The 25,392-nt window shown below is 45.5% G+C and carries 30 protein-coding genes, 1 pseudogene and 1 other annotated feature; of the genes and pseudogenes, 28 read left to right on the forward strand and 3 right to left on the reverse strand.

Annotation, left to right across the window (positions count from 1 at the left end):
- The first annotated feature begins 47 nt into the window (after window positions 1-47).
- The 17 genes from radC to GK047_RS00530 all read left to right on the forward strand — a co-directional run bounded on the left by radC (window position 48) and on the right by GK047_RS00530 (window position 13,803).
- Window positions 48-737: a RadC family protein gene (gene radC / locus GK047_RS00450; protein ID WP_163940088.1), complete on the forward strand. Its 690-nt coding sequence runs from the start codon at window positions 48-50 to the stop codon at window positions 735-737.
- A gap of 91 nt (window positions 738-828) precedes the next feature.
- A complete protein-coding gene (locus tag GK047_RS00455; RefSeq protein WP_163940089.1) occupies window positions 829-1,863 on the forward strand; it encodes a rod shape-determining protein in 1,035 nt (344 codons plus the stop codon).
- 14 nt (window positions 1,864-1,877) lie between these two features.
- Entirely contained in the window at window positions 1,878-2,750 is an 873-nt protein-coding gene (mreC, locus tag GK047_RS00460; protein ID WP_346010262.1) for a rod shape-determining protein MreC, read from the forward strand.
- A 13-nt stretch (window positions 2,751-2,763) separates the two neighbouring features.
- On the forward strand, window positions 2,764-3,291 hold the full coding sequence (gene mreD, locus GK047_RS00465; protein ID WP_163940090.1) for a rod shape-determining protein MreD: 528 nt from the start codon (window positions 2,764-2,766) through the stop codon (window positions 3,289-3,291).
- A gap of 72 nt (window positions 3,292-3,363) precedes the next feature.
- A complete protein-coding gene (gene minC, locus GK047_RS00470; RefSeq protein ID WP_163940091.1) occupies window positions 3,364-4,023 on the forward strand; it encodes a septum site-determining protein MinC in 660 nt (219 codons plus the stop codon).
- 40 nt (window positions 4,024-4,063) lie between these two features.
- Window positions 4,064-4,858, forward strand: coding sequence for a septum site-determining protein MinD (gene minD, locus GK047_RS00475; RefSeq protein ID WP_163940092.1), 795 nt, complete (start codon window positions 4,064-4,066; stop codon window positions 4,856-4,858).
- Between the two features lie 7 nt (window positions 4,859-4,865).
- Window positions 4,866-6,014, forward strand: coding sequence for an FtsW/RodA/SpoVE family cell cycle protein (locus GK047_RS00480; RefSeq protein ID WP_163940093.1), 1,149 nt, complete (start codon window positions 4,866-4,868; stop codon window positions 6,012-6,014).
- A gap of 300 nt (window positions 6,015-6,314) precedes the next feature.
- Window positions 6,315-7,220 carry a M23 family metallopeptidase gene (locus GK047_RS00485; protein WP_163940094.1) on the forward strand — a complete coding sequence of 302 codons (906 nt, stop codon included), beginning with the start codon at window positions 6,315-6,317 and terminating at the stop codon, window positions 7,218-7,220.
- Window positions 7,213-8,088, forward strand: a complete 876-nt coding sequence (locus tag GK047_RS00490) for a M50 family metallopeptidase (protein ID WP_163940095.1) — start codon at window positions 7,213-7,215, stop codon at window positions 8,086-8,088. The genes GK047_RS00485 and GK047_RS00490 overlap by 8 nt, the downstream gene beginning before the upstream one ends.
- A 21-nt stretch (window positions 8,089-8,109) precedes the next feature.
- Window positions 8,110-9,273 carry an Rne/Rng family ribonuclease gene (locus tag GK047_RS00495; RefSeq protein ID WP_163940096.1) on the forward strand — a complete coding sequence of 388 codons (1,164 nt, stop codon included), beginning with the start codon at window positions 8,110-8,112 and terminating at the stop codon, window positions 9,271-9,273.
- 63 nt (window positions 9,274-9,336) lie between these two features.
- Window positions 9,337-9,426 (forward strand) — a sequence feature (ribosomal protein L21 leader region).
- A 12-nt stretch (window positions 9,427-9,438) separates the two neighbouring features.
- Window positions 9,439-9,750, forward strand: a complete 312-nt coding sequence (gene rplU, locus GK047_RS00500) for a 50S ribosomal protein L21 (protein WP_163940097.1) — start codon at window positions 9,439-9,441, stop codon at window positions 9,748-9,750.
- Between the two features lie 11 nt (window positions 9,751-9,761).
- A complete protein-coding gene (locus tag GK047_RS00505) occupies window positions 9,762-10,115 on the forward strand; it encodes a ribosomal-processing cysteine protease Prp (RefSeq protein WP_163940098.1) in 354 nt (117 codons plus the stop codon).
- Between the two features lie 4 nt (window positions 10,116-10,119).
- Window positions 10,120-10,431 carry a 50S ribosomal protein L27 gene (gene rpmA, locus GK047_RS00510; protein ID WP_163940099.1) on the forward strand — a complete coding sequence of 104 codons (312 nt, stop codon included), beginning with the start codon at window positions 10,120-10,122 and terminating at the stop codon, window positions 10,429-10,431.
- A 160-nt stretch (window positions 10,432-10,591) separates the two neighbouring features.
- Entirely contained in the window at window positions 10,592-11,347 is a 756-nt protein-coding gene (locus GK047_RS00515; protein WP_240343795.1) for a Spo0B domain-containing protein, read from the forward strand.
- Window positions 11,348-11,359: 12 nt separating this feature from the next.
- The gene (gene obgE / locus GK047_RS00520; protein WP_163940101.1) at window positions 11,360-12,661 is read left to right on the forward strand and encodes a GTPase ObgE; all 1,302 of its coding nucleotides are present in this window, start codon (window positions 11,360-11,362) and stop codon (window positions 12,659-12,661) included.
- 29 nt (window positions 12,662-12,690) lie between these two features.
- Complete coding sequence (locus GK047_RS00525; RefSeq protein ID WP_163940102.1) at window positions 12,691-12,927, forward strand: hypothetical protein; 237 nt, start codon at window positions 12,691-12,693, stop codon at window positions 12,925-12,927.
- A 99-nt stretch (window positions 12,928-13,026) separates the two neighbouring features.
- The gene (locus GK047_RS00530) at window positions 13,027-13,803 is read left to right on the forward strand and encodes a C40 family peptidase (protein ID WP_163940103.1); all 777 of its coding nucleotides are present in this window, start codon (window positions 13,027-13,029) and stop codon (window positions 13,801-13,803) included.
- 57 nt (window positions 13,804-13,860) lie between these two features.
- Here the strand turns inward: GK047_RS00530 and GK047_RS00535 are convergent, their stop codons facing one another.
- Window positions 13,861-14,370, reverse strand: a complete 510-nt coding sequence (locus tag GK047_RS00535; RefSeq protein WP_163940104.1) for an NUDIX domain-containing protein — start codon at window positions 14,368-14,370, stop codon at window positions 13,861-13,863.
- 171 nt (window positions 14,371-14,541) lie between these two features.
- On the opposite strand from GK047_RS00535, the gene GK047_RS00540 reads away from it, so the two are divergent.
- The 7 genes and pseudogenes from GK047_RS00540 (at window position 14,542) to GK047_RS00565 (ending at window position 21,200) form a co-directional block, all read left to right on the forward strand.
- Window positions 14,542-15,024, forward strand: a complete 483-nt coding sequence (locus GK047_RS00540; RefSeq protein WP_346010263.1) for an ACT domain-containing protein — start codon at window positions 14,542-14,544, stop codon at window positions 15,022-15,024.
- 30 nt (window positions 15,025-15,054) lie between these two features.
- Window positions 15,055-16,341 (forward strand): homoserine dehydrogenase, encoded by a 1,287-nt coding sequence (locus GK047_RS00545; protein WP_163940105.1) that lies wholly within the window; start codon window positions 15,055-15,057, stop codon window positions 16,339-16,341.
- Window positions 16,342-16,404: 63 nt separating this feature from the next.
- Complete coding sequence (gene thrC, locus GK047_RS00550; RefSeq protein WP_163940106.1) at window positions 16,405-17,469, forward strand: threonine synthase; 1,065 nt, start codon at window positions 16,405-16,407, stop codon at window positions 17,467-17,469.
- A gap of 7 nt (window positions 17,470-17,476) precedes the next feature.
- Window positions 17,477-18,445: a homoserine kinase gene (gene thrB / locus GK047_RS00555; RefSeq protein ID WP_163940107.1), complete on the forward strand. Its 969-nt coding sequence runs from the start codon at window positions 17,477-17,479 to the stop codon at window positions 18,443-18,445.
- Window positions 18,442-19,320: a prephenate dehydratase gene (gene pheA, locus GK047_RS00560; protein WP_205516181.1), complete on the forward strand. Its 879-nt coding sequence runs from the start codon at window positions 18,442-18,444 to the stop codon at window positions 19,318-19,320. The genes thrB and pheA overlap by 4 nt, the downstream gene beginning before the upstream one ends.
- A 55-nt stretch (window positions 19,321-19,375) precedes the next feature.
- A pseudogene (locus GK047_RS29125) lies at window positions 19,376-19,672 on the forward strand (aminotransferase class IV); the annotation flags it as partial.
- A 181-nt stretch (window positions 19,673-19,853) separates the two neighbouring features.
- Window positions 19,854-21,200 carry a LysM peptidoglycan-binding domain-containing protein gene (locus GK047_RS00565; protein WP_163940108.1) on the forward strand — a complete coding sequence of 449 codons (1,347 nt, stop codon included), beginning with the start codon at window positions 19,854-19,856 and terminating at the stop codon, window positions 21,198-21,200.
- Window positions 21,201-21,275: 75 nt separating this feature from the next.
- Here the strand turns inward: GK047_RS00565 and sigW are convergent, their stop codons facing one another.
- The gene (gene sigW, locus GK047_RS00570) at window positions 21,276-21,887 is read right to left on the reverse strand and encodes an RNA polymerase sigma factor SigW (RefSeq protein WP_163940109.1); all 612 of its coding nucleotides are present in this window, start codon (window positions 21,885-21,887) and stop codon (window positions 21,276-21,278) included.
- A gap of 193 nt (window positions 21,888-22,080) precedes the next feature.
- Window positions 22,081-22,296, reverse strand: coding sequence for a hypothetical protein (locus GK047_RS00575; protein WP_163940110.1), 216 nt, complete (start codon window positions 22,294-22,296; stop codon window positions 22,081-22,083).
- Window positions 22,297-22,436: 140 nt separating this feature from the next.
- Here GK047_RS00575 and GK047_RS00580 point away from each other — a divergent pair, with 140 nt between their 5' ends.
- The 4 genes from GK047_RS00580 (at window position 22,437) to ruvB (ending at window position 25,343) form a co-directional block, all read left to right on the forward strand.
- Complete coding sequence (locus tag GK047_RS00580) at window positions 22,437-23,075, forward strand: BofC C-terminal domain-containing protein (RefSeq protein ID WP_163940111.1); 639 nt, start codon at window positions 22,437-22,439, stop codon at window positions 23,073-23,075.
- A 118-nt stretch (window positions 23,076-23,193) separates the two neighbouring features.
- Window positions 23,194-23,697 carry a crossover junction endodeoxyribonuclease RuvC gene (gene ruvC / locus GK047_RS00585; protein WP_163940112.1) on the forward strand — a complete coding sequence of 168 codons (504 nt, stop codon included), beginning with the start codon at window positions 23,194-23,196 and terminating at the stop codon, window positions 23,695-23,697.
- Window positions 23,694-24,323: a Holliday junction branch migration protein RuvA gene (ruvA, locus tag GK047_RS00590; protein ID WP_163940113.1), complete on the forward strand. Its 630-nt coding sequence runs from the start codon at window positions 23,694-23,696 to the stop codon at window positions 24,321-24,323. The genes ruvC and ruvA overlap by 4 nt, the downstream gene beginning before the upstream one ends.
- A gap of 12 nt (window positions 24,324-24,335) precedes the next feature.
- Complete coding sequence (ruvB, locus tag GK047_RS00595; protein WP_163940114.1) at window positions 24,336-25,343, forward strand: Holliday junction branch migration DNA helicase RuvB; 1,008 nt, start codon at window positions 24,336-24,338, stop codon at window positions 25,341-25,343.
- Window positions 25,344-25,392: the final 49 nt, after the last annotated feature.

The following is a 25,392-nucleotide window of genomic DNA, read 5'->3' on the forward strand; positions in this document are numbered from 1 at the left end:
GATGTAAGGAAGTAACGCAACCTACATAATATGAAAGAGGGGAATTCATGGAAGCTACCAATTTGATGCTTCGAGAAGTACCGCAAGAAGAAAGACCGAGAGAGCGAATGCTTCAGTATGGAGCAGCGGCGCTTAGCAACGCAGAGCTACTGGCTATTTTGCTTCGGACAGGAACCGTTTCTGAATCAGCCCTTCGGCTAGCGGGACGTATTCTAAGTGAATGCGGCGGATTACGCAGTCTCGTCGATATGAGCAAGGATCAACTTACAGAGATCAAGGGAATCGGAGATGCCAAAGCCTTGCAAATTCAAGCGGGAATCGAACTTGGACGCCGATTATCTAAGAGTTCATTGACGGAAAGAATCACGATCCGTTCGCCCAAAGATATAGCGGATTTATTAAGCGAGGACCTTCGCTATCTGCAAAAGGAGCACTTTGTGTGTTTATTTTTGAATACAAAAAATCATGTGCTTGCGCAGGAGACATTATCAATGGGCAGTTTGAATGCATCTATTGTTCATCCGCGAGAAGTATTTCGTGCGGCGATCAAGCGAAGCAGCGCTGCCATTGTTTGCGCACATAACCATCCGAGCGGAGATCCAACGCCAAGCCCGGAAGACATTCAATTGACACATCGACTGATGGAAGCAGGCTCAATAATTGGTATCGAAGTGTTGGATCATGTCATTATTGGCGATCAAAAATTTATAAGTTTGAAGGAACAAGGCTATATGTAATATAATAGTATTTATGCTCGTTATGGCATACTAAAAACCTCGATCCAGAACAGACACAGAGAATAGACGCAACAGGAAAGGAGTAACTGCCATGTTCGGTGGTTTTACAAAAGATTTAGGTATTGATTTAGGGACTGCGAATACGCTTGTTTATGTAAAAGGCAGAGGCATTGTCGTTAGGGAGCCTTCCGTGGTTGCCCTTCGTACAGATACAAAAACAATTGAGGCTGTCGGAGACGCGGCTAAAAAAATGATCGGTCGTACGCCAGGCAACATTCGTGCGATTCGTCCAATGAAGGATGGCGTTATTGCTGATTTCGAGACAACATCGACGATGATTCGTTACTTTCTGAGGCAGGCTCAGAAGCAGCGTTGGTTGTTTCCGCGGCATCCGAATGTCATGGTGTGCGTGCCATCAGGCATTACAGCTGTCGAGAAACGTGCTGTAGAAGATGCTACTAAGCAAGCGGGAGCTCGCGATGCTTATACGATTGAAGAACCATTCGCAGCAGCGATTGGGGCTGATCTACCTGTATGGGAACCGACTGGCAGCATGGTTGTAGATATTGGCGGAGGTACAACGGAGGTAGCGGTCATCTCTCTCGGAGGGATTGTTACAAGCCGCTCGATCCGCATCGCAGGCGATGAGATGGATGAAGCCATCATTCAATACATTAAACGTACATATAATTTAATGATTGGAGAGCGAACATCCGAAACGCTCAAAATGGAAATCGGCTCAGCACTTCCGATGGAAGTTCCAGAAACTTTGGAAATCCGTGGGCGAGATCTTGTTTCCGGTTTACCAAAAACTTTAAGCGTTACTTCACATGAAATTACAGATTCTTTGACTGAAACTGTGAACGCGATTGTTGATGCGGTGAAGGTAACGCTTGAGAAATGTCCGCCAGAGCTATCTGCGGATATTATGGATCGTGGTATTGTATTAACAGGTGGCGGTGGATTACTGCGTAATCTGGATCGTTTGCTGGCCAGAGAAACAGGGATGCCTGTTCTTGTTGCGGAGAACCCGCTGGATTGTGTAGCGATCGGAACAGGGAGAGCTTTGGAAAATATTCATTTGTTCAAAACAAGATCAGGTCCAACTTCAAGGTACAAGCGCTAAACATTGGGTTAGAGGTGTTCATTTTGTTTAAATTCATGGGGAACAAGAGGCTGATCTTTCTGATGTTTGGTCTGGTTTGCTTCTTTATATTAATGGGACTTACGCTGGGAAACCGGGGGCCAATGACGTGGCCTGAGAAGTTTGTGAAAGACTCGGTTTCATGGACGCAAGGAATCTTCTACAAGCCCGCTGCTTCAATAGCGGGTTTCTTTGAGGATATTCGTCAATTGAGAGTCATTTATGAAGAAAATAAGACACTAAAGCTGACACTCACGCAATATGCTAGAGATACGCAGCGCCTGAATGAGCTGGAAGCTCAGAATAAACGGTTGATGGAAGCTCTTGGATTTACCGAGCGGCAGCGACAAGCGAACGTTTATACGTATCGCATAGCTGAGGTAGTCAGTATGGACCCTGATCCATATAATACGACAACAACGATCAATCTAGGAGATAAGGACGGCATTAAGGAAAACATGGCTGTCATGACGGTAGATGGCCTGGTTGGTAGAGTGAGTAAAGTATTTGGTTTTCATTCTAATGTGCAGTTGCTCAAGGAAATTAATGATTCAGACAATAATTCCAAAGCGATAGCCGTCACAGTTAAGGGGAATGAAAATGAACCCTTCGGAATGATCGAATCTTATGATTCCACAACAGGCGAACTCGTCATGAACAAAGTCGAAAAAGCGGATACGATGAAAGTTGGGGACACCATCGTTACTTCAGGACTTGGGCAAGTTTTTCCAAAGGGGATTGAAGTTGGAACGATCACTTCAATAGGCCCAGGGGAATTTGGAATCACATACAAAGTAATGGTGAAGCCCAAAGCTTCGTTCAGCCATATACGCGAAGTGTTTGTGGTTGAAGTTCCAGAAGTGAAATGAGGTGGGGCGCAAAGTGAAACGACATCTACTCTGGCTCATTCTTTTAGGGTTGTTTGTTCTACAAGGAACAATCGTTACTTGGCTTATTCCTTCCTCATGGCAGGCTCAAGTATTCGTGGCGCCGCATTTTACACTCGTTTTCATCTTATTTATCGGGCTTTTTCATCATCGTCATACAGCTCTAATCTATGGGCTGCTTTTCGGACTATTGCAAGATTTCAATTACTATAGTTCAATTCTTGGTATTTATTCCTTTGGAATGGGGCTCTCTGGCTACTTGGCGGGTCTTGCCCAACGAAGACAACCGAATCTTATTTTTTATAATTTACTGATCACGAGCATGGGCTTGTTCATATTTGAATTCATTAACTATGGGATTAATCACTTGTTCAAGTTGATCGATATTGATTTTAAATTTGCACTCACTCACTATATGCTTCCAAGTGTTCTGTTTAATTTGCTCTTTGCCTTGCTATGTTACGTGCCGATGCGCAAACTGCTTGAAGGAAAGACAAGTGCATCGTCTGGGACTGAAGATTAATTTTGCAGGCTTTAAGCAGGAGAACTCAGGACATGAACCGAAATGTATAGTTTGGGAGGTCGGAACGCAATTATGTCCGTATCAAAGCATCATGTGATGATAAAAGGGGTCAAAGACGGCCTTATATTTCTACTTAACGACGCTTGCGATTGGGAAGTTTTGCTGAAAGAGCTTCAGCACAAGCTAGAGAAAACGCATCAGCAAATACTGACTGGACCTATAATCCATGTGCATGTCAAATTAGGCAGCCGAGAAGCAACTGAAGATCAAAAAGAAGAAATTCGCGCGATTATCCGTCAAAAAGGAAATCTGCTTATACAGTCCATTGAAAGTGAGCCCCCTTCAGAGCAGGAGGCCGAAGAACCGGCCATTGCAATCACTACGCTTAGAGGTATCATTCGTTCGGGACAAACCCTCCATCACGAGGGTGATTTGCTTTATCTTGGCGACGTGAACCCCGGAGGAACGATTATTTGCACAGGAAATATTTATGTGATGGGCTCGCTTCGCGGCATGGCACACGCTGGTGTGGATGGGGATGAGAGTGCCATTATCGCGGCATCCCATATGCGTCCAACCCAACTAAGGATTGCTGGGGTCATCAGTCGTCCGCCAGATGAATGGGGTATTGAAGAGGCTTTTATGGAGTTCGCCTACATCAAAGAAGGCAAAATGGAAATCGACAAGCTGCATCAACTCCATCGCATTGGGCCTGAATCCATGATGGGATAAGACTTGTACACGTGAAAATAGAGTGTGGGAGTGAGGATATATGGGAGATGCTATTGTAGTCACCTCAGGAAAAGGCGGCGTCGGTAAAACAACAACTTCAGCCAATCTGGGGACGGCTTTAGCCTTATTAGGCAAGAAGGTTTGCATGGTTGACACCGACATCGGACTGCGCAATTTGGACGTGGTGATGGGTCTTGAAAACCGTATTATTTATGATTTGGTCGATGTAGTGGAAGGGCGCTGCCGCTTACCGCAAGCGTTAATCAAAGATAAACGGTTTGATGAGCTATACTTACTTCCGGCTGCTCAAACCAAAGACAAAAATTCGGTACAACCAGAAGATGTTAGAAATATTATCCTAGAACTCAAAAAAGATTTCGATTATGTTATAATTGATTGTCCTGCCGGTATTGAGCAAGGCTTCAAAAATGCAGTCGCTGGGGCAGATAAAGCAGTTGTAGTTACAACGCCAGAAAATGCGGCCGTGCGTGATGCAGACCGAATTATCGGGCTGCTTGAAAATGAAAAAATCTCTTCGCCAAAGCTAGTCATTAATCGGATTCGTCAGAATATGGTGAAGAAAGGCGAAATGCTGGACATTGACGAAATATGTTCAGTACTTGCAATTGACTTGCTAGGAATAGTTCCAGATGACGAATATGTTATAAAGGCGGCCAATCAAGGCGAGCCAACTGTTATGAATCCCTCTTCACGAGCGGCGATTGCCTACCGCAATATTGCTCGTCGTATTTTGGGAGACACGGTACCGCTTATGCAGTTAGATGACAAAACTGGCTGGGTAAAACGAATGAAAAAGTTTATCGGGATAGGATGATTGTCCTTTGCTTGCCAAACTAAAAAACATAGATATCCCTATCGTTATTATTTTGTTTGCTTTCATGATTATTAGTACGATGATGGTGTACAGTGCATCGGTTGATCATCCGACCATTTCGATCAGCATAACTAAAATTCTGGTCTTGTATGCCGTTGGCTTACTCGCTTTCTTAGGCATCAGCTTGTTCGATTATCGGGTGCTCGTCCGAGTAGCCCCCTTCCTTTACGGAGCGGGCATCATATCCCTCATTGCCGTCTATTTCTTTGGGGCCAAAATTCATGGCGCTCGAGGCTGGTTTGAACTTCCGGGTGGTTTGACATTCCAACCAGCCGAGCTAGTCAAGCTGATTCTAATTATATGCGTTACTGCTTTGTTAGCTAGGCGCGGGGGCGATGTCCTCCGGCTGAAGAGGGATGTTATTCCTGTAAGCGTGGCCGTTTTAATACCTTTTATTCTAGTGCTCATACAGCCTGATTTAGGTAATGCCATCATCTTTATCATAATCCTCGTTGGGATGATTTGGATTGGTAACATCAAGTATACGCATGTAATGTTCACGATTGTCATATTGGTCGGCGCCGGATTTTTGTTGCTTACCCTTTACAAACATTTTCATGAGCCATTGTACCTTTCATTAGAGAAGTACCACTTCAGTCACTGGATGGATAGGATCGATACTTTCCTTTATCCGCAAAACGTTTCTGATGACGATAGCTACCAGGTGCGGAATGCCGTGCGCGCGATTGGATCAGGGGGCTTGGAAGGGGAAGGCTTTCTGAAAGGAACTTCGGTTCATAGTAACTTTATTCCTTTTGCCTACTCGGATTCGATCTTTGTTGTCGTTGGTGAAGAGTTTGGGTTCCGTGGCTCTGCTGTCCTGCTTTTGATTTACTTCTTACTGATCTACCGGATGATTCTTATTTCCATTCAAAGTACGCAGCTAAGTGGTGCTTACATTGTAGTGGGCGTTGTTTCAATGTTCGTATTTCAAATTTTCGAAAATGTCGGAATGATGATTAATATCATGCCATTAACAGGTATTACGCTGCCCTTTATCAGTTATGGAGGCACGTCCTTGCTCATTAACATGCTATCTTTGGGCCTAGTGATGAGCGTCAAGCTGCATCAAGAGCGTGAACCCGAATTATTTTGAAAAAACTAAAGATTTTGGGTAGTCTTAAAAATGATTCCCCTATGCGAAACGAGCCTTAGAAGCGATTCTAGAGGCTCGTTTTTCTGCATTCTTAAACTTGAAAATCAGACTTTTGCAGTGGTCTCGATATCGGGGCTTTTTTCTTTGACCCCATCCACATAATCTTGTCCCTCTACTCATAGGCTGTACTATGCAAGCTCACGATAGTAAATGCTTTCGAGACGAGTTTTCCAGTTGGGAAACTCAGTAACGCTTACGAAGAAAGTTTTACCCAAGCGAAACTCTTAGGAGGGGACTTCCATGGAAGTCAAAGATAAAGTCAAGCAGCGTCGTTTGGAACGGCTACGGAATTTGCGCGAAACAACGGAAACCAGTACTGGAGCTGGGCGCACAATGAAGCCGTATGGTAAGGGAGAGGTCAGTCCTGCCGTTCGATCGACTCGCAGAGAGCAGGGGGTTCCGGTTTACACGGATCCAGAATGGAATCGGCTCATGGAGGATCCCGAATTCGCATGGCGTCATAAGCTGCGGATGGATCCTTCGTTGATTGGTCGCGATGATATCGATGAGGAGCAGAAGAGCTTGTTTTCCCCTCCTACGCGTAGATCGATAGTGATCAAGCTGGTTATCAGTTGTGCACTTTTTGCAGCTATGTATGGCATGTTTCATGTTAATCACCCCTTGGCTGTCAAAGGGAAGCAGTTTGTTACAGCATCCCTTACACAATCCTATGATTTCTCTTCGTTGTCCGCTTGGTATACCGAGCGATTCGGAGGATCGCCTTCGTTCATTCCAAGTTTTCATAATCGAGATGGAGACGAAGCGGTGAAAGTGAGTACAGCGAAGCGCACTCTTTTTTCTCCTGCGAAAGGGAGTATCTTGAGCCCTTATGATGGTACTTCTCATCTGGGTGTGATGCTGAATACAGCGGAGAATGCGCCTGTTTATGCGATGGATACGGGGCAAGTTATTTTTGCGGGTGTAACGACGGAAACAGGCTTAACTATAGTTATTCGCCACGCAAACGGTCTGCAATCCATTTATGGGCGAATAAGTGAGGCCCATGTCGAGGTGAATGATTGGATTAACCGTGGTGAAGCGGTTGGAAAAGTAACGAATAGCCGTACATCCAACGGAACTTTTTATTTTGCGGTTACAAAGGACGGGCACCCTATGAATCCGACGGAAGTGATCACTTTTGATTAAATGGAGGGGAACAACGTATCGCTTTCATCCATTGCTAACACTCGTTTTCATAGGGGCGGCTCTGACTGGTTATTTTCTGGAAGCTGTAACACTGTTTGCTATCGTATTCGTTCATGAACTTGGGCATCTGGCTGCGGCCAGCGGCTTCGGGTGGAGAATTCGTGAGGTGCAATTGCTACCATTTGGCGGGGTTCTTATTGTGGATGAACTTGGGTCTGTTTCAACGAGGGAAGAGCTTGTTGTTGCTTTAGCGGGTCCGTTACAGCATGTGTGGATGATACTGACCGCGATGCTTTTCCAATGGCTTGGTGTTGGTGAACGTGAATGGTGGAACTATTTCATTGAGGCAAATATAATGATTGGCTTATTTAATTTGCTACCCGTTATGCCGCTTGACGGTGGCAAGGTCATGCAATGCTTGATAGGCTATGTTCTCTCTTACCATAACACGATTCTATATACGACATGGATCAGCATGTCCTTGAGCGTAGGCATTATTTGCACAGCGGTCTTCCAATTCGTAAATGGGCGCCTTCCATTAAACCTACTAGTCATCGGTGTCTTCCTGCTTGTGTCGAATTGGTATGCGTATCGTCAATTACCGTACCATTTTTTTCGGTTTTTGATGGCCAGAGGGCAGCGTGTAAGTCAACTGCTGAGAAAAGGTACTTTGGCACAGCCAATCATTGTCACGTCTCGCCGCACAATGGCGGAGACACTAAAACTTTTTATGAGGGAGAAATATCACCTGATCTATGTCGTAAACGAGAAGGGACGCATACAAGCGATACTGCCAGAACAGCAGCTGGTGAGTGGTTATTTGGACGGAAAAAAACCGGGGAGTGCAGTTTCCGATCTTTTCATGTAAAATAACTGTTGAGGTGAAAGCATGAAGCAGCTCATAATCCACTGCGCACCTGAGCTTATACAAGCGGCATTGTTGGAAGAGAGTCGTCTTGTTGAGTATGATACGCAGTATCCGCTTGATTCCCAAAGAGCAGGAAGCATTTATATGGGGCGAATCGTCAATGTACTTCCCGGTATGCAGGCGGCATTCGTCGATATCGGACTTGCTAAGAATGCCTTTCTTTATATAGATGATCTGCTCCCTGTTCACATCGACAAACAGCCCAAGATTAAACCATCCATCACAGAGATTGCCGAAGTCGGGCAAACACTCCTGGTGCAAGTAACGAAAGATCCTCAAGGAACAAAAGGCGCAAGGGTGACGACGCATGTTTCCATCCCGGGGCGCTGGATTGTGTACATGCCTGATGCCGATTATATTGCTATTTCGAGAAAAATTGACCTTGATGCCGAAAGACAACGCTTAAAACAACTCGCGGAAGGAAGCTTGCTTCCTGGTGAAGGTGTGATTATTCGCACTGGAGCGGTTGGACAAAGCGAGGAAGATATTCGCGATGACCTGCAAAATTTACGGGATTTGTGGAGTACCATCCAATCCAAAAGGGATGAGGTCCATGCACCCGCTCAGCTCTATCATGATCTTGATTTATTGCCTCGTCTTGTTCGCGACGTCATCACAGATGAGGTCAAAGAAGTATGGATGAATAATTCGAAAATTTATGAAGACATGAAGCAACTGCTTCGCAAGCAAAATCCGAGTTGGCGTGGCCGGGTGGCCTTTTATGATAGAAAGGTGTCCTTGTTCGACCAATTTGGCGTGACTGATGAATTAAGTCGTAGCTTCAGACGTAAAATATGGCTGCCTAGCGGTGGTTATCTGATCATAGATCAGACAGAGGCTTTGACAGTAATAGACGTTAATACCGGCCGTTATACGGGTTCAATCGATTTGGAGCAAACGGTATTTGACATCAATCGAGAAGCAGCCATTGAAATTCCAAGATTGCTCCGCTTACGTAATATACGAGGCATTATAATTGTTGATTTCATTGATATGAATTTGGATAGTAACCGACTGGCTGTTATGGATAATATCTCGCTTGCGGTGCGCAAAGACCGTTCCAAAACGGTTATCGTGGGTTGGACGAAGTTAGGCCTTCTGGAGATGACACGTAAGCGTAAGTAATTGAAAATAAAGCATTGCATAGTAAAATGTTTCTGTGATATAATACTCGGAGTGTGTTGTTTAGGCATGCTGTAACCGCACGAATCGGGTTTAAGTACGGCGTTGGATTTATATCCTGGCCGTCACCTGGACAAGGCGAGTCTGAGACATGAGGAGGTAATTAAAATGTACGCAATTATTGAAACAGGTGGTAAACAGTACAAAGTTCAAGAAGGCGATGTTCTTTACATCGAGAAATTGAACGCTGCTGAAGGTGATGTTGTTTCTTTTGATCGTGTTCTTGCAGTATCCAAAGAAAGCGGTCTGGTTGTAGGTGCTCCATTGGTATCTGGCGCTGCAGTTTCCGCGAAAGTGGAGAAACACGGCAAAGGCGCGAAAGTTATCGTGTATAAATACAAACCGAAAAAGAACTATCACAAAAAGCAAGGTCATCGTCAACCGTACACAAGAGTGGTTGTTGAGAAAATCCAAGCGTAAGAGGAAGCCATATGATCTATGTGACCATAGAGCGGCTCTCACCGGATTCACCTCAAATCGCATCTTATGTAGTGGAAGGCCATGCTGAATATGACGAACCTGGCAAAGACTTGGTCTGCGCAGCGGTATCGGCGGTAACGTTTGGTACTTATAATTCTATAGAGACTCTGACAGGTATCATTCCGATTCATGAGATGGAACTGGGATTTATGGATATAACTATTCCTGATATTCCTGAGGCAGATCATGTGAAGAGTGAGCAAGTTCAATTGATTATAGAATCGATGATCGTCATGTTACAAACGATTGAACAAAATTACGGTGACTATATAACGATTGAAACAACTTATCGCAAAGGAGGATAACATCATGTTACAATTGAATCTTCAGTTTTTCGCTTCCAAAAAGGGAGTTGGTTCCACAAAGAACGGTCGTGACAGTCACTCTAAGCGTCTTGGCGCTAAACGTGCAGATGGTCAGACAGTTACTGCAGGAAGCATTCTATATCGCCAACGCGGTACGAAAATTCACCCAGGTACGAATGTAGGCATCGGTTCGGATGATACGCTTTTTGCTTTAGTACAAGGCGTAGTGAAATTCGAACGTTGGGGCCGCGATCGCAAAAAAGTGAGCGTATACCCAGTTGATGTAGCTCCTGTGGCTGCAGCTTTAGAAGCATAAAAAAATCCCCGGCGAGCGATAAGTTCGCTGGGGTTTTTATTTATTTGAGCATGATTTTGCTTTCTGGTGTCAACTGTGCATGTGTATGGTGAATTTTACCAAATGTCATGCTATACTTGATAAACGGTTACTAAGCAGGTGAGAACGGAGCGAAGTGGCAATGAAGCAAGCGGGCAGCGCGCAGGTATATCTGACAGCAATTGTGCTTATCGGATTAACTGGATTGATGTTTGTGGAACCCTGGGTAGTCAGGGCGGCTTTATTACTGATTACAGTACTTTGCGGTTATACCGCTTTCAAATTGGAAGCAAGCAGAATACAAGAAAGATGGAGCGAAGAGCTTCATCAGCAGGAGCAACAGTCTGACACGAATGTGCTTAACATCGTCAATCGCTTGCGTCATGATTGGATGAATGAGATGCAGATTTTATTTGGCTATATTCAACTAAAGAAATTTGATAATTTACAGCCCTATATGGAAAAAATAAAGATGAATATGCAGCAGGAAAGTAACCTCTCCAAGCTGGGTATACCGTCGCTAATCGCTTTTCTGGTCCTGTTTCGCGTTCAATCCAAATCGTTGCAGTTAGAAGTTGCTCTAGATCAAGAAGTTAATTTGGGGCAGCTGCCGTTAGGTGGAGGTTTGATCGAGAACGTGGTTCGGAAAACAGTGGAAATCTTCAATCGGCACACAGCTATTGAAGCGGATGAGAGCGGTGTACTGAGTTTGGAGTTTGATGCTCAAGAGGATCACTTACTGCTTGATTTTGTATATCAAGGATCTTATGATAGGGTCCAGCTTGAAGAAGCAGTGAGCCATATGCTCCTGCAGGCAGCAGGCTTGTATTCGTTAGAAGAGAATGAATGGCAAGAGGAAGAAGCGGTCGTCACTTTGCGGTTGCCGTTTCGTACATAATGAGGTGTAGGTATGTTTGTAGATAAAGCGAAGATATTTGTAAAAGGCGGCGACGGCGGCGACGGCTTAGTTGCTTTCAGACGCGAGAAGTATGTGCCAGAGGGTGGACCAGCAGGCGGAGACGGCGGGAATGGCGGAGATGTCGTTTTCCGCGTTGATGAGGGTTTACGGACACTAATGGATTTCCGTTATCAGAAGCATTTCAAAGCAGATCGCGGCGAAAAGGGACGTAATAAGTCTCAGCATGGTGCGAATGCCGAGGACATGATTGTGCGGATTCCTCCGGGAACGACGATTGTTGATGATGATACGCAAGAGGTTATCGCGGATTTGACGCGTCATGGACAAGAAGTTGTAGTAGCTAAAGGCGGGCGAGGCGGCCGTGGTAACACACGCTTCGCGACGGCGCGCGTAACCGCTCCTGAAATTGCGGAGAACGGCGAAGAAGGCGTAGAACGCTGGGTTGTGCTTGAGATGAAGGTGATGGCCGACGTCGGTCTTGTGGGCTTCCCGAGCGTGGGTAAATCAACGCTGCTATCCGTGGTTTCTGCTGCGAAGCCAAAGATTGCAGCGTACCATTTTACAACGCTGACTCCGAACCTTGGAGTGGTGGATGTAGGGGATGGCCGAAGCTTCGTGATGGCTGATCTTCCTGGTTTAATCGAAGGGGCCCACGAAGGCGTAGGACTCGGTCATGAGTTCTTGCGTCACGTGGAGCGCACGCGAGTGATCGTGCACGTTGTTGACATGTCAGCAGCTGACGGGCGTGACCCTTTTGAAGATTTCCTCAAAATTAATGAGGAAATCAAGCTCTACAATGCGAAGCTCGAGCATCGACCACAAATTGTTGTTGCCAACAAGATGGACATGCCAGAGTCAGAAGAGAACTTGGCGCGATTTAAGGAACAGCTTGCTGCTGATGGTAGAGAGCTGAGCATCCATCCAATTTCTGCTCTGACGCGTGGTGGCGTGCAAGAGCTGCTGTATAAGATTTCAGACATCGTGGAGAGTATTCCTGATGCGCCAGAAGTTGAAGATGTAGCGGATAAGGAAGAACGCAAAGTGTATCGATTCGAGAAGCGTGAAGAGAAGGATTACACAATTACTCGGGATAACGATGCATTTGTAATCGAAAGTCCGTCTATCGAAAAACTAATCAAAAGAACGAATTTCAGTACGCAAGATGGTATCGCTCGCTTTGCTCGAATTCTACGTAATATAGGGATTGATCAAGAATTGCGCAGCCGCGGAGCCGTTCACGGACAAACGATTCGAATTGGCGATTTTGATTTCGAATTTGATGAGAAGCAATAAATGAAAAAAGAAACACTTTTCCTTATGGGATGAGTGTTTTTTTTATTTCATCTAACTTAATGTGGTTTGATAAAGTAGGGGTCATGAGGAAGGTTTTCAATTGGCGAAATCGTCGCAGAGAAGAAAAAAATGCTAAAAGTGATGCGACGTTGGGTGGAACAGAATCATCGTATCAGAAAGCTACAAAAACGGTGGCTATGGATATATTACTATCAAATAGTAGGATAATAGATAGTTTACCAGAAAATATAAGAGTAACACCCTGAAACAAGCATGTACATACGAATGTATATGTGGAGGGCATTTCCTTACGAAGAAAGCTTTTCTTCAAGCAAACGAAAACTCGTAGGAGGCTAGGACACACCATGAGAAAACATCTATTGACCTTTATGCTCGTTCCTGCTATTGCGTTTGGCGCAATTACGGTACCACTTCCTGAGCATGCATCGGCATCCACTGCCGGACAAATTGTAAGCAGTGTTAGCTTGAGACAGAGCCCAAATGAGAATTCGGCTCGCATCCGTTATTTAAAATCTGGTGAGAAGGTAACCATTTTAGAAAAAGTGAACAATTGGTGGTACAAAGTTAAGGATGGAAGCGGGCGTATAGGTTACATAAGCACAGCTTCAAAATACATACAGACATCAGGCGGCTCGTCGGGCGGCTCCAATAACGGGTCAGGATCTAACGGTGGCTCTACAACTACTAAAGTGCAGAATGTCATTGCAGCAGGTAAAAAATATATAGGAACTCCTTATGAATACGGCTCAAGTCGTGACAATACCAGTACATTTGATTGTTCCGATTTTGTGCGTCAAGCTTTCTTGGACGGAATTGGTTTGAAATTGCCGAGTGACTCCCGGGGCCAAGGGAATTACGTGAAGTCACTTGGAAACGCCAAAACGAATTGGCGCGATTTGAAAGCCGGTGATCTGATGTTTTTCATGGATTACAGAGGGACGGCCGCTTCGAACTACACGGGAATAAACAAAACAACACAAAGGATTACCCATGTTGCTATGTATTTGGGCGATGGGAAAATTCTATCAACCTATTCCAAAGAGAGCGGAGGCGTTCGGATAGATTCAATCGCTGGTCGGCATTGGGAATATCGGTTCCTCTACGGAGGAAGTGCGTTGTAAGTCAAACAACAAAAAGGACAGCTTCGAGAAAGATCGTGGCTGTCCTTTTTGCGTTTATTACGTTTGAATTGGATCTAGCAGCGGATTCCAATGGATGGTGGGTTCGCCGCTTTCGGGATCAAGGCCAGCTGAGCCTACCCAGGGATGAGGTGTCAACCCAAAAGTGAAAAAATGTTCGAGCAAACAGCGGAATATGAAGGGGATAGGACGGTCTAGCACTTGTTCTCTTGGAATCCAGTGAAGCTCTCCTTCACTCGTGACGATCCGGGGATTAACGTCTGTCGTTCCGATATAGAAAAATTGCTGACGAACTTCTTGTCCATTCAGTCGCAATAAGACGTACTGCATGCGAAGTCCGTGGATCTCATCGTGTTCAATGCCAGTTTCTTCCCAAACTTCGCGTAAGCATGCGTTTCTGGGATGGTTAAGTTCTTCAGGCTCTAAATGTCCGCCGACAGCTGCCCATAATCCTGGGGACAGCTTGCGGGTTAAGGAACGCTTCATCATAAGAAGCTCATCTTTGCTATTCCAAAGGAGGGCTGTGGACATCATGCGTAAGTTAATCACTACTGGGTCTCCTTCTCCTGTGTTTCTTTCAGCTTATCACAGTAAAGAACCCCAAAGATAGTAGCTGCATTTGACGTTTTCATGAAAATTGCCTATTGCTTCAATCAACGTATTTCGATATAATGTCCTCTATAAAGGTACAACAGTCTTTCCAGAGAGGACGGTAACGTGGTGCCGGACAGCAAAGAGTTTTTTCATCCGATTAAGCATGCCGGGCCCGAGCGATACTATTTAGTCCGGGAAGATATTTTGCCGGAAGGCGTGCTTAAGACGGTTCAAGCGAAAGAACTGCTTGCTCGCGGAGAAGTGAAGACGATTCACGAGGCTGTTGAACAAGTAGGGCTTAGCCGAAGTGCTTTCTATAAGTACAAGGATGGTATTCATCCGCTAAGCAAGCTGGAAAGAGAACGTATTATAACGATATCTATGGATTTGGAGCATAAGTCCGGTATTTTATCTAGAGTACTGGCACTCATAGCGAATTTAGATGGAAATGTGTTAACCATTCATCAGACGATTCCTCTTCAGGGGATGGCCAATGTTGTTATCTCCGTTGAAACGTCCTCGATGGGGGAAGAGATTCGTCAATTATTGGATCGACTGCATGCTCAAGAAGGTGTTAAGCGTGCAATGGTCATTGGTCAGGGCAGTTAAAGCTAGAGACTATTCAGGAGGTAATTCGGAATGAAACCGATCAAGATTGGATTATTAGGACTTGGAACTGTTGGAACGGGGGTAGTCCGCATTATCGAGGGACACCAGGAAGATTTACAGCGTCAAACGGGTTCGGCGATTGAAATCGCAAAGATTTTGGTGCAAGATAAAATGAAGATCCGTAACATTTCGGTTGATCCGGACAAGCTGACAGAGAGCGCATGGGATGTCATTAATGATAGCGAAATCGATGTCATCGTAGAAGTAATGGGCGGTGTTTCGACGACAAAAGAACATATTTTAGCAGCCCTCAGCAATGGTAAGCATATTGTAACGGCTAACAAGGATTTAATGGCCATGCACGGTGCTGAAATTTTGGCGAAAGCAGCTGAACATGGTTGTGATGTCCTTTACGAAGCAAGCGTTGCTGGCGGTATTCCAATCATTCGTGCGTTGGTTGAGGGGTTCTCTTCCGATCGTATTACGAAGATCATGGGTATTGTGAACGGAACGACGAATTATATTTTGACCAAAATGAGCCAAGAAGGCGCTGCTTATGCAGACGTACTGAAAGAAGCTCAAGATTTGGGTTATGCCGAAGCAGATCCTACCTCTGATGTTGAAGGGCTTGATGCGGCGCGTAAAATGACGATCCTTTCTACACTAGGCTTTCATGCAAATGTAGCTTTGAGTGACGTTGAAGTAAAAGGGATTTCTAGCGTAAGTAAAGAAGATATTCAGTATGGCAAAAAGCTTGGCTATGAAGTGAAATTACTTGGCATTGCAGAGAATCACGATGGCCACATTTCAGTTAGTGTACAACCTACAATGGTTAAAAATACGCATCCACTCGCTTCCGTAAACGGTGTATACAATGCCGTGTATGTAACTGGGGAAGCTGTTGGCGAGACGATGTTCTATGGCCCAGGCGCAGGCGAGCTGCCTACGGCGACGTCTGTCGTTGCTGACTTGGTTGCTGTAGTACGCAACTTGAAGCTTGGCGTGAATGGACGAACAGTTTTGGCGCCGTACAAAGAGATGAAGTTGAAAACGGACGAACAAATCGCTTCTAAAAACTTTATTCTTCTGCATGTCGAAGATAAAGCAGGCGTACTCGCGCAAATTACGCAAATTTTTGCTCAACATGAAGTCAGCTTGGAGTCTGTATTCCAACATCCGAATACAACGAATCCAAAAGCAGAAATCATTATCATCACTCATGATGCGAACCAAGCCAGTATGAAGAATGTGCTGAAGCAGTTCGAATCCATGGATGTTATTCACTCTGTCAAGAGCCACTACCGTGTAGAAGGCTAAGAATTGCAAGATATCTAGGAAAACTATGCAAGCTAACTTATAGAAAAGAGGCGCTACATCGAAATGAGATATATGGGCTTATTGCAAACTTATAAAAACTATTTACCTGTTAACGAGAACACGCCGCTGCTTACTTTGCATGAAGGAAATACGCCTTTAATCCGCGCTGATAAGCTATCCGATGAGCTTGATCTAGATATTTACTTCAAATATGAAGGCTTGAATCCTACAGGTTCTTTTAAAGACCGTGGGATGGTTATGGCCGTAGCGAAGGCGATGGAAGAAGGCAGTCGCACGATCATGTGCGCGTCAACAGGCAACACTTCGGCCGCTGCTGCCGCTTATGCAGCCAAAGGTAATCTGAACTGTATCGTTCTTATTCCTAATAATAATATTGCACTTGGTAAGCTGGCTCAAGCTATTATTTATGGGGCTAAAGTTATTGCCATTGAAGGAAACTTCGACCGAGCGCTTGAAATTGTACGTGAAATAACAGCAAAGCATCCCATTACGCTTGTTAACTCGGTTAACCCTTACCGCATCGAAGGTCAGAAAACTGCTGCATTCGAGGTGAGCGACCAACTTGGTAAAGCGCCTGATTACTTAGCAATTCCTGTAGGAAACGCCGGGAATATTACGGCTTACTGGAAAGGTTTTAAAGAATATCATGCAGAGGGTAAAATTGCTTCTTTACCGAAAATGATTGGCTTCGAGGCCGAAGGCGCGATGGCGATTGTGAAAGGTGAACCTATTCGCGATCCGGAAACGATTGCTACAGCAATTCGCATAGGTAACCCGGCAAGCTGGGACAGTGCGGTTAACGCAGCGAAAGAATCGAACGGTCAAATTAACTACGTGACAGATGAACAAATCTTGCATGCCTATCGTACGATAGCAGCTAAAGAAGGTATTTTTGCAGAACCCGCATCCGCGGCTTCCATTGCCGGTGTCATGAAGCTGAAGGCGGAAGGCTACTTCAAAGGCGGGGAAAGTGTCGTGTGCGTGCTCACGGGACATGGATTGAAGGATCCAAATATTGCTATTAAAAGCGTTGCTGGCGGCGACCCTGTGGTCGTTCAAGACAATGAGGAAGCGGTTATGGAAGCAATCCGTAAGCTAGAGGGGTGAGCTCTCCATGCCAACACAAAAGGTGAGAGTAAGAGTACCAGCTAGTACAGCAAACTTAGGTCCGGGGTTTGATTCTTTGGGGATGGCCTTGAATTTGTACGCTTGGATCGACATGTCTATCTCAGACAATACGACGATCCACTTGATCGGCGATCAAATGAATGGTGTCCCGGCCGATAAGTCGAACTTGATTTATAAAGTCGCGCAAATGGTGTTTGAGCAAGCAGGGGTTTCTCACCCTGAGCTGGACATTGCCATGTATAGCGAAATTCCGTTGACGCGCGGCCTTGGCAGCAGCGCGTCGGCGATTATTGGCGCGCTTGCAGGCGCGAATGCGTTAATCGGGTATAAGCTCACGCAGGATGAGCTGTTCCAAATCGCAACTCGTCTAGAGAAGCATCCTGACAATGTTGGGGCAAGCTTATTCGGGGGTATCGTAGTTGCATTTTGGGATGGGCATCGAGCGGAATCGATACGGCTTGAGCCTGATGTGAACTTGGAAGTGCTAGTGGCAATTCCTGCTTTTCAACTTTCCACAGAAAAGGCCAGAAGTGTAATGCCACAGCAAGTTATGATGAAGGATGCGGTATTCAACCTCAGCCACTCTTCGCTGCTCGTTGCCGCGCTGAGCACTGGTAATTTGGGTATGATTCGCTATGCTATGAAAGACGCGCTGCACCAGCCTTACCGTGCTCCGCTCATTCCAGGCATGGCAACAATTCTGGAGCAAGCCGACCAATACGGCGCGTTAGGTGCTGCACTTAGTGGAGCAGGCCCTACAATGCTTGCGCTTGTAGATGCGCGCAGCGAGCGGAAAGCTGAACTTGAGACCTTCTTGAAAGAAACGCTCCTCAAGGAAGGCATAGAAGCACAGACGCTCTGGTTGAAGCCAAGTGCTGAAGGAGTAACAACTTCGCAGTTACATGAGGGGGAAGCAGATCTTCAAGCCTTGGTTCAGGGGGAGGTTCTTACATGAAAAGAGTCGCCATCCTAGGGCCCAGTACGTTCTCAGAAGAAGCAACCCGTCATTTTTTCGGGGGGAATTTTGAATATGTATCTTATAAGCTGATTTCTGATGTATTTACTGCAACTGCGTCAGGGGAAACAGATTTAGGCGTGATTCCAATTGAGAACACGTTAGAAGGTTCAGTTCATTTACACGTTGATTGGCTTGTCCACGAAGTAAATCTTCCTATTCGAGCAGAATGGGTTTTTCCAATCGATATGAATCTTATTGGTTACCCTAATCCCAAGGGCACAAGTGAGGGAACGAATCCCTACGGGCATATCCGTAAAGTGCTTTCTCATCATGTTGTGCCTGCGCAGTGCAGCAAATTCATGAAGCGATATTTGAGTGATGCGGAGTTCGAGCAAGTCAGTTCCACAGCGGAAGGCGTCAGGATTGTATCTACGCTCGAAGATCCGTCGGTTGCTGCGATTGGTACTGCAATCGCTTCGATCAATTATGAGGTTCCCATGCTTCAAAAGGAAATTCAGGATCATAAAGATAACATGACACGCTTCTTGCTTGTTGGGGTTGAAGCCTCGGAATTAAAACCATCGAATGATGTGAAAACGACGATCCTAGTCACACTGCCTGAGGATTATCCTGGCGCTCTACATCAAGTTTTATCGGCGTTCGCGTGGCGAAGGATCAATATGTCTAAAATTGAGTCGAAACCAACGAAGAAGAAGCTGGGTACTTATTATTTTTATATCGATATTGCAGGTTCGATGGATTCCGTTCTGCTTCCTGCAGCGATTCAAGAAATTGAAGCAATTGGCTGTCAGGTCCGAATTTTAGGCTGTTATCCGAGTTATTCATATCCCGCGAATATTTCGGAGGTGTAGGAAGCGATATGGCACAATGGATATATGTAGACGGTGATTATGCAACCCGAAATTTATCAAGTGTGGTATTGTCTACACATCACCTTGCTACTGCGGGGCTCTGGAAGGCATTATACGAGCAGCAATAATTGAATTGTGTGTGAGACTGGGCTATACGTTGAAAGAGGAGCCTTCACACTCCATGATGTGTATGTGGCTGATGAAGCTTTTTTCAAGGGTACCGCTGCAGAGGTCATCGTTGTCCGAGAAGTGGACGCCCGATTCATTGGGGAAGGTAAGCCTGATTACGAGTCAGCTCCTTCAAGCGTTTCGAGGTATCGTCGAAGTAGATGGTGTTCGTGTTTTTGAATAAGTTCTTATTACGAATCCTTTGCGCGTCAAGCGTAAGGGATTTTTTTTGTCCGAAAGGAGGTCAAAAGCCCAGAAACGTGCATAAACTGTAATGTCATTGTGAATGGGTAACCGGAAAGGGTACCGCTGAATTATGGTTACGAAACAAGTTTTCTAACGAAAACTCGAAGGAGGTATTGGTGTTGAAAATCCATATTGTCAAAAAAGGCGACTCCCTGAACGAGCTGGCAAAAAAACACCATGTCGAGCTGGATCAGATCATTGCATTCAATCCGCAAATTACCGATCCGAATCACCTGAGTATCGGCGAAAAGGTGAAGATTCCATCGCATCCAAAGCCCGTTGAACTACCTGCGTCCGAGTATGTGTATAAGCATATCGTCCAACAGGGAGATAGCTTGTGGAAGCTGGGAAAAGCCTGGGATGTTTCATTACAGGCGATGATTCAAGCCAATCCGCAGCTGAAAAATCCAAATGTACTTATGACGGGTGAAGTTGTTTATGTTCCGAAGGCACCTGATGGGCATTCGAATGGACTTGAGCATGGGCATGATCATGTGCATATGGGGCATCAACCACTGCCAGGTCACCACCACAAAACGTCAACAGCACCGTTTGTGCAACCAGAGGTTGTGCAGCAAGGGACGCCTACGGAACCGGCTGAACCGCCTTTTATGCCGATTGTTGAAGGTCCAATTAGCCAAGTAACGCCTTCGCCGATTGAAAGCACAGCGCCTTCCCAAGAGATTCCGAGCGTAAATGCGCCAGCGCCAGTCATTCCAATACCTATGATCCCATTGCCTGAAAAAGAGCACAACGAACTCAACGAACCTTATACGCAACCTGCTGTTCATCCATTTCAACAATTTCATATTACGGCAACGGAGGTTTTCGCTTATCCAAGTGCGGAACAAGCAGAAACCGTAAACTATCCTGAGTTCGCTCCGTACCCTCAACTGCCTTGGGAGCATGAACACTATCCGGCGCAGACCGGCCAAATCCCTGTAAGCAATGGTGGATGTGGCTGCGGAGAAACGAATTATACTGAACCGTCATGGAAAGGGTTTCCAACAGGAGGGCCGATAGCATCTCCTTTTTCCGAAGAAGCTCCATGGCAGACATACGCGCAAGCTGCTCCACCGATGCCTGGCTTTTATCCGCAGACTCCTCTGCAAATGGGATCTCCTTATGACATGCAGCAGCCACCCTGCTATCCGCTTGGACCAGAGTTCTATGCTCCGCAGCATGGCACGTTGCCGCATTACGGAATGCCGTTTCCAACACCTTATGAGTCTCCGATTTTGCCACAGGTTCACGCGCATCAGCTAGCAGAAGAGACAGATAAGGAGGAAACGGTAGAGATTGATATTCGTTCCGATAAAAAGAGTGGAAAAACAACGAAGGCAAACACCAATCCCGCTAAAAAAGCAAGGCAGTCAGGTTCGTCAAATATTAGCGCGCTTTCGAGAAGGCAGCAGGCTTCAGAGAAGCAAGAACCAAAAGCGAATGTTCCCTGGATTAACGTCTAAATGGTGTAGATTCCTTCTAGGCTTAATAAAAAAGCAACCCATCAACTTTATTAAAAGTTGGGGGTTGCTTCTTTATTAAGCGAGCATGCCTATTGTGAAGAACACCATTAAGCCAACAACAAAATTCATGCCCCATTTTTTGCGGAGGAGTTCTCTTCCACGGTGAAGACGTGTTTTAATTGTTGTTATGGGTAAATTCAACTTCTCGCTAATTTCTTGCAGCGAAAGTTCCTCTAAATAATACAGGGTTATGACGCTTTTATATTTATCAGCCAATTTATTGATGGATGTGTGCATGTGCTCTTGAATTTCGGTTTGGAGAACAGCATGCTCGGGCGTATGATCTTGACTAGCTAATTTACTGTAGTAGCTGTAATCATCGTCATTCTCCGACAATTCTGCATCTAAAGATTGAACCGGCTTCTTTTTGCGAAGCAGATCGATGGCCACGTTCTTACCGATGCGGTAAATCCAAGTGGAGAAATTTTGACTTTCGTCATAGTGGTTTAAGTTCAAGTAAACACGGATAAATGTTTCTTGGACGATGTCCTCGGAATCAGGTTTATTGTGAAGCATACGAAAAGCAAGTCTTTGAATTTTGTTACGGTACAACTCCACCAATTCCACAAATGCGTTCCGGTCTCCCCGGCGCGATAACTGAATCAATTGAAGTTCTGCCACGTTCATGCTGTTCCCCTCCTTAAGAGTTTTCCTTGGGAAAACTATCTTCATAAACAAGCACTGTGTTTTTCCATAGGAAAAATGTCTTCAGACGTAAAATTAGTTTATTCAAATATATATCATTTTGCCTGAATAAGTGTGAGAAAAATTCATCTACTTCTGACTATAACATTTTTGTGGCTACAGTCAAATTCTCCTTTTATGGCGAACTGATTTTTTGACTATTTGTGTCTGGATGAATAGCCGTATGATTGTTTAATTGCGTTGGAGTTACGTTTGAAGCCGTAGTAGAACGTGGAGAGGATAATCCGGCTTCGCTTCGCTGCACCCCGTTCCAAATCGCTACAGCACCCCAAAGAAGGATCGCTCCAATGACGAGAAGTGTTGTTCGTTTGATTCGTTTTCTGGCTTTCATCCAACTTCACCGTCCGTCTTTATTGGTTTCACGCTTCTCTCTATGGTAAATGATGTATAGCGTCTAGTGCAAATGGAAACAATACGGAGAAACGAGAATAGAAGGGGATATCGGTGAATGTATTTAGCTTTTTAAAACATTTGAAAAGAAGGCTGCGCTGGAAACGTGGTTGGATCGTATTGGGAACGGTTATTGTCATTTGCACGCTTGGATGGATTGCTCATACATCAGATTTACTTCCCTCCAATAAGGAAGCATTGTCTCAAACGACATTCGCCAAGCTGACGCCAGGTGTGGATCAACGATTAAAAGAAGCGATTACAACATTGAAAGGTATTACAGATAGCAGAACAACGTATCTGCTTAAATCATATATATGCGGCGAAGAACGGCAACAATTGGGTATGCAGTCGCCCGATCAAATGATTGAAGCCCAGATGAAGCATCCGAATTGGTTTCTTAGTGTGAGTGCAAACGGAGAGGTCTCTTTTACGGAGCACATCAATGATTTATCGCCGGAATGTAAACTGAAAGCCGTCTTTGGTTTGGATGAAAGCGGCAATTTGTCTCTTTTCAAGGGCACTCCAAGCAAGGAGAACATCATACGAACCTTTTTCCAATTAAACATTAAGCATCTGGAAAGCAGTTTGCCAAGTGAAACGGTTAAGCAATTACATGATGGCATTCGTGTATCGGATCTAGAGGAGTATAATAGTGTACTGTCGACATTCAGTGATTATGCAGTAGAAGAAACGGAGCGGGCGATGATGAGTCCGTGAACAAACAGGATAAAAGAGGTAGGCGGGGGGGAGACCCGAGTCTATCTCTTTTTTTTGTTATCTGCTATAATGAAATGACTACATATGTTCGCTTTTTTAGGATGGGAGAGAAATAGCTTTGCGTATTCTGGGTATTGATCCGGGGATCGCTATTGTTGGTTTTGGCTTTATTGATAAAATTGGTAGCAAGCTTGTTCCCGTGCAGTATGGCTCTATTCAAACTGAGGCTCATACGGACCCAGGCATCCGGCTTAAGGATGTCTATGACGCGACTACACAATTAATAGAAAAGTATAAACCAGATGCGATGTCGATAGAGAAGTTGTTCTTTAATCGCAATGTGACAACGGCATTTACGGTAGGGCAAGCGCGAGGTGTGATGATACTTGCGGGAGTTCAAGCGGGTTTGCCTATTGCTGAATATACACCGCTTCAAGTCAAACAAGCAGTAGTCGGATATGGGAAAGCAGAGAAGCATCAAGTCCAAGAAATGGTCAAGATTTTACTGAAACTATCTCAGGTACCTAAGCCTGACGATGTTGCGGATGCTTTGGCCATTGCTATTTGCCATGCGCATTCCTCGGCTTTGCAATCTAGGATAAATGAGGTCGTGAAAAGATGATAGATTTCCTTAGAGGAAAAGTAGCCCTGCGCGAGAGTGACTATGCAGTTCTGGATGTGAACGGAGTCGGGTATCGTGTGTTTTGTCCTAATCCTTACGCATTGTCGCATAAGGAGGACGAGGATGTGACGATGTACCTTCATTATCATGTTCGTGAAGATGCGCACTTACTATTTGGCTTTCTTTCTCGCGACGAGCAGTCGCTGTTTCGGCTCTTATTGGATGTCACCGGAATTGGCCCTAAGGTAGCGCTCGGTATTTTGGCTGCAGGAGGAAGACCGGAAGCGGTTATTATGGCAATTAGCCAGGAAAATTTGGCTTTTCTGACGAAGCTTCCAGGGATCGGTAAGAAAACGGCGCAGCGAATTATTTTAGATTTGAAAGACAAGTTAGGTTCTGTAAGCTTGTCCAGTCCGGAAGCAGCGGTGGCCATGAGTATTGTTGGGTCCACACAGATTGGTGAGGGCGGTACGGCTTGGTCAGAGGCTAAGGAAGCTTTGATGACGCTAGGTTACACAGAAGCGGAAGCGGATCGTGCTTGGCTGCAGGTGAAACCGAAAGCCCAGGCATCGGATTCTGTCGATGTGTTGATGAAGCTTGCTTTGCAGGCTCTGTATACGATGTAAGGAGGACAATTGATGGATAATGACCGTATTATATCGGCTAATTTGATGATGGAGGACAATGCAATCGAATACAGCCTGCGTCCCCGTTATTTGTCCGAATATATCGGCCAGAAGCAGGCGAAGGAAAATTTGAAAATCTATATAGAGGCAGCGAAAATGCGTAAAGAAGCACTCGACCATGTGCTGCTCTACGGACCTCCAGGGCTCGGTAAGACGACGTTGTCCAACATTATCGCTAATGAGCTTGGCGTGAATATACGAACGACCTCCGGCCCTGCTATTGAGCGGCCGGGGGATCTCGCTGCCATCCTGACCAATTTGCAGGAAGGCGACGTGCTTTTCATCGACGAGATTCACCGACTCCACCGTACGGTGGAAGAGGTGCTGTATCCAGCGATGGAGGATTATGCCCTTGATATTATTATCGGCAAGGGACCTAGCGCACGATCAGTACGTTTAGACTTGCCAGCTTTTACCTTAATTGGCGCAACTACGCGGGCCGGCTTATTGTCAGCGCCGCTGCGCGACCGCTTCGGGGTCGTTAGCCGGCTGGAATTCTATACGGTGGACGAACTCACCTACATCGTCAGCCGGACAGCTGATATCCTGCAGGTTGGCATCGTCGGCGAGGCTGCGCGCGAGATCGGCATGCGCTCGCGGGGGACACCGCGAATCGCTAACCGATTGCTTAAACGGGTGCGCGATTTCGCTCAAGTAAAAGGCGATGGCATCATTACGCTAGACATCGCTAAAACTGCATTAAAGCTCATTCAGATTGATGACCTCGGTTTGGACGAGATCGATCACAAGATGCTGAGAGCGATCATTCAGAGCTTCCAGGGGGGGCCTGTAGGACTGGAAACAATTGCAGCGACGATTGGCGAAGAGAGTCAGACGATCGAAGATGTTTATGAGCCTTATTTATTACAAATCGGCTTTCTACAGAGGACTCCACGGGGGCGAATGGTCACGCCTCAAGCCTATCAGCATCTAGGATTACCGTTGCCGGAGCAACGCTAGTTTCCCTGTTCAAACGTGTCTCTTGTCTCTGCTGGAAGGCGGCAAGAGA

The sequence above is a fragment of the Paenibacillus sp. SYP-B3998 genome, assembly GCF_010820665.1.
Lineage (GTDB): Bacteria > Bacillota > Bacilli > Paenibacillales > NBRC-103111 > Paenibacillus_E.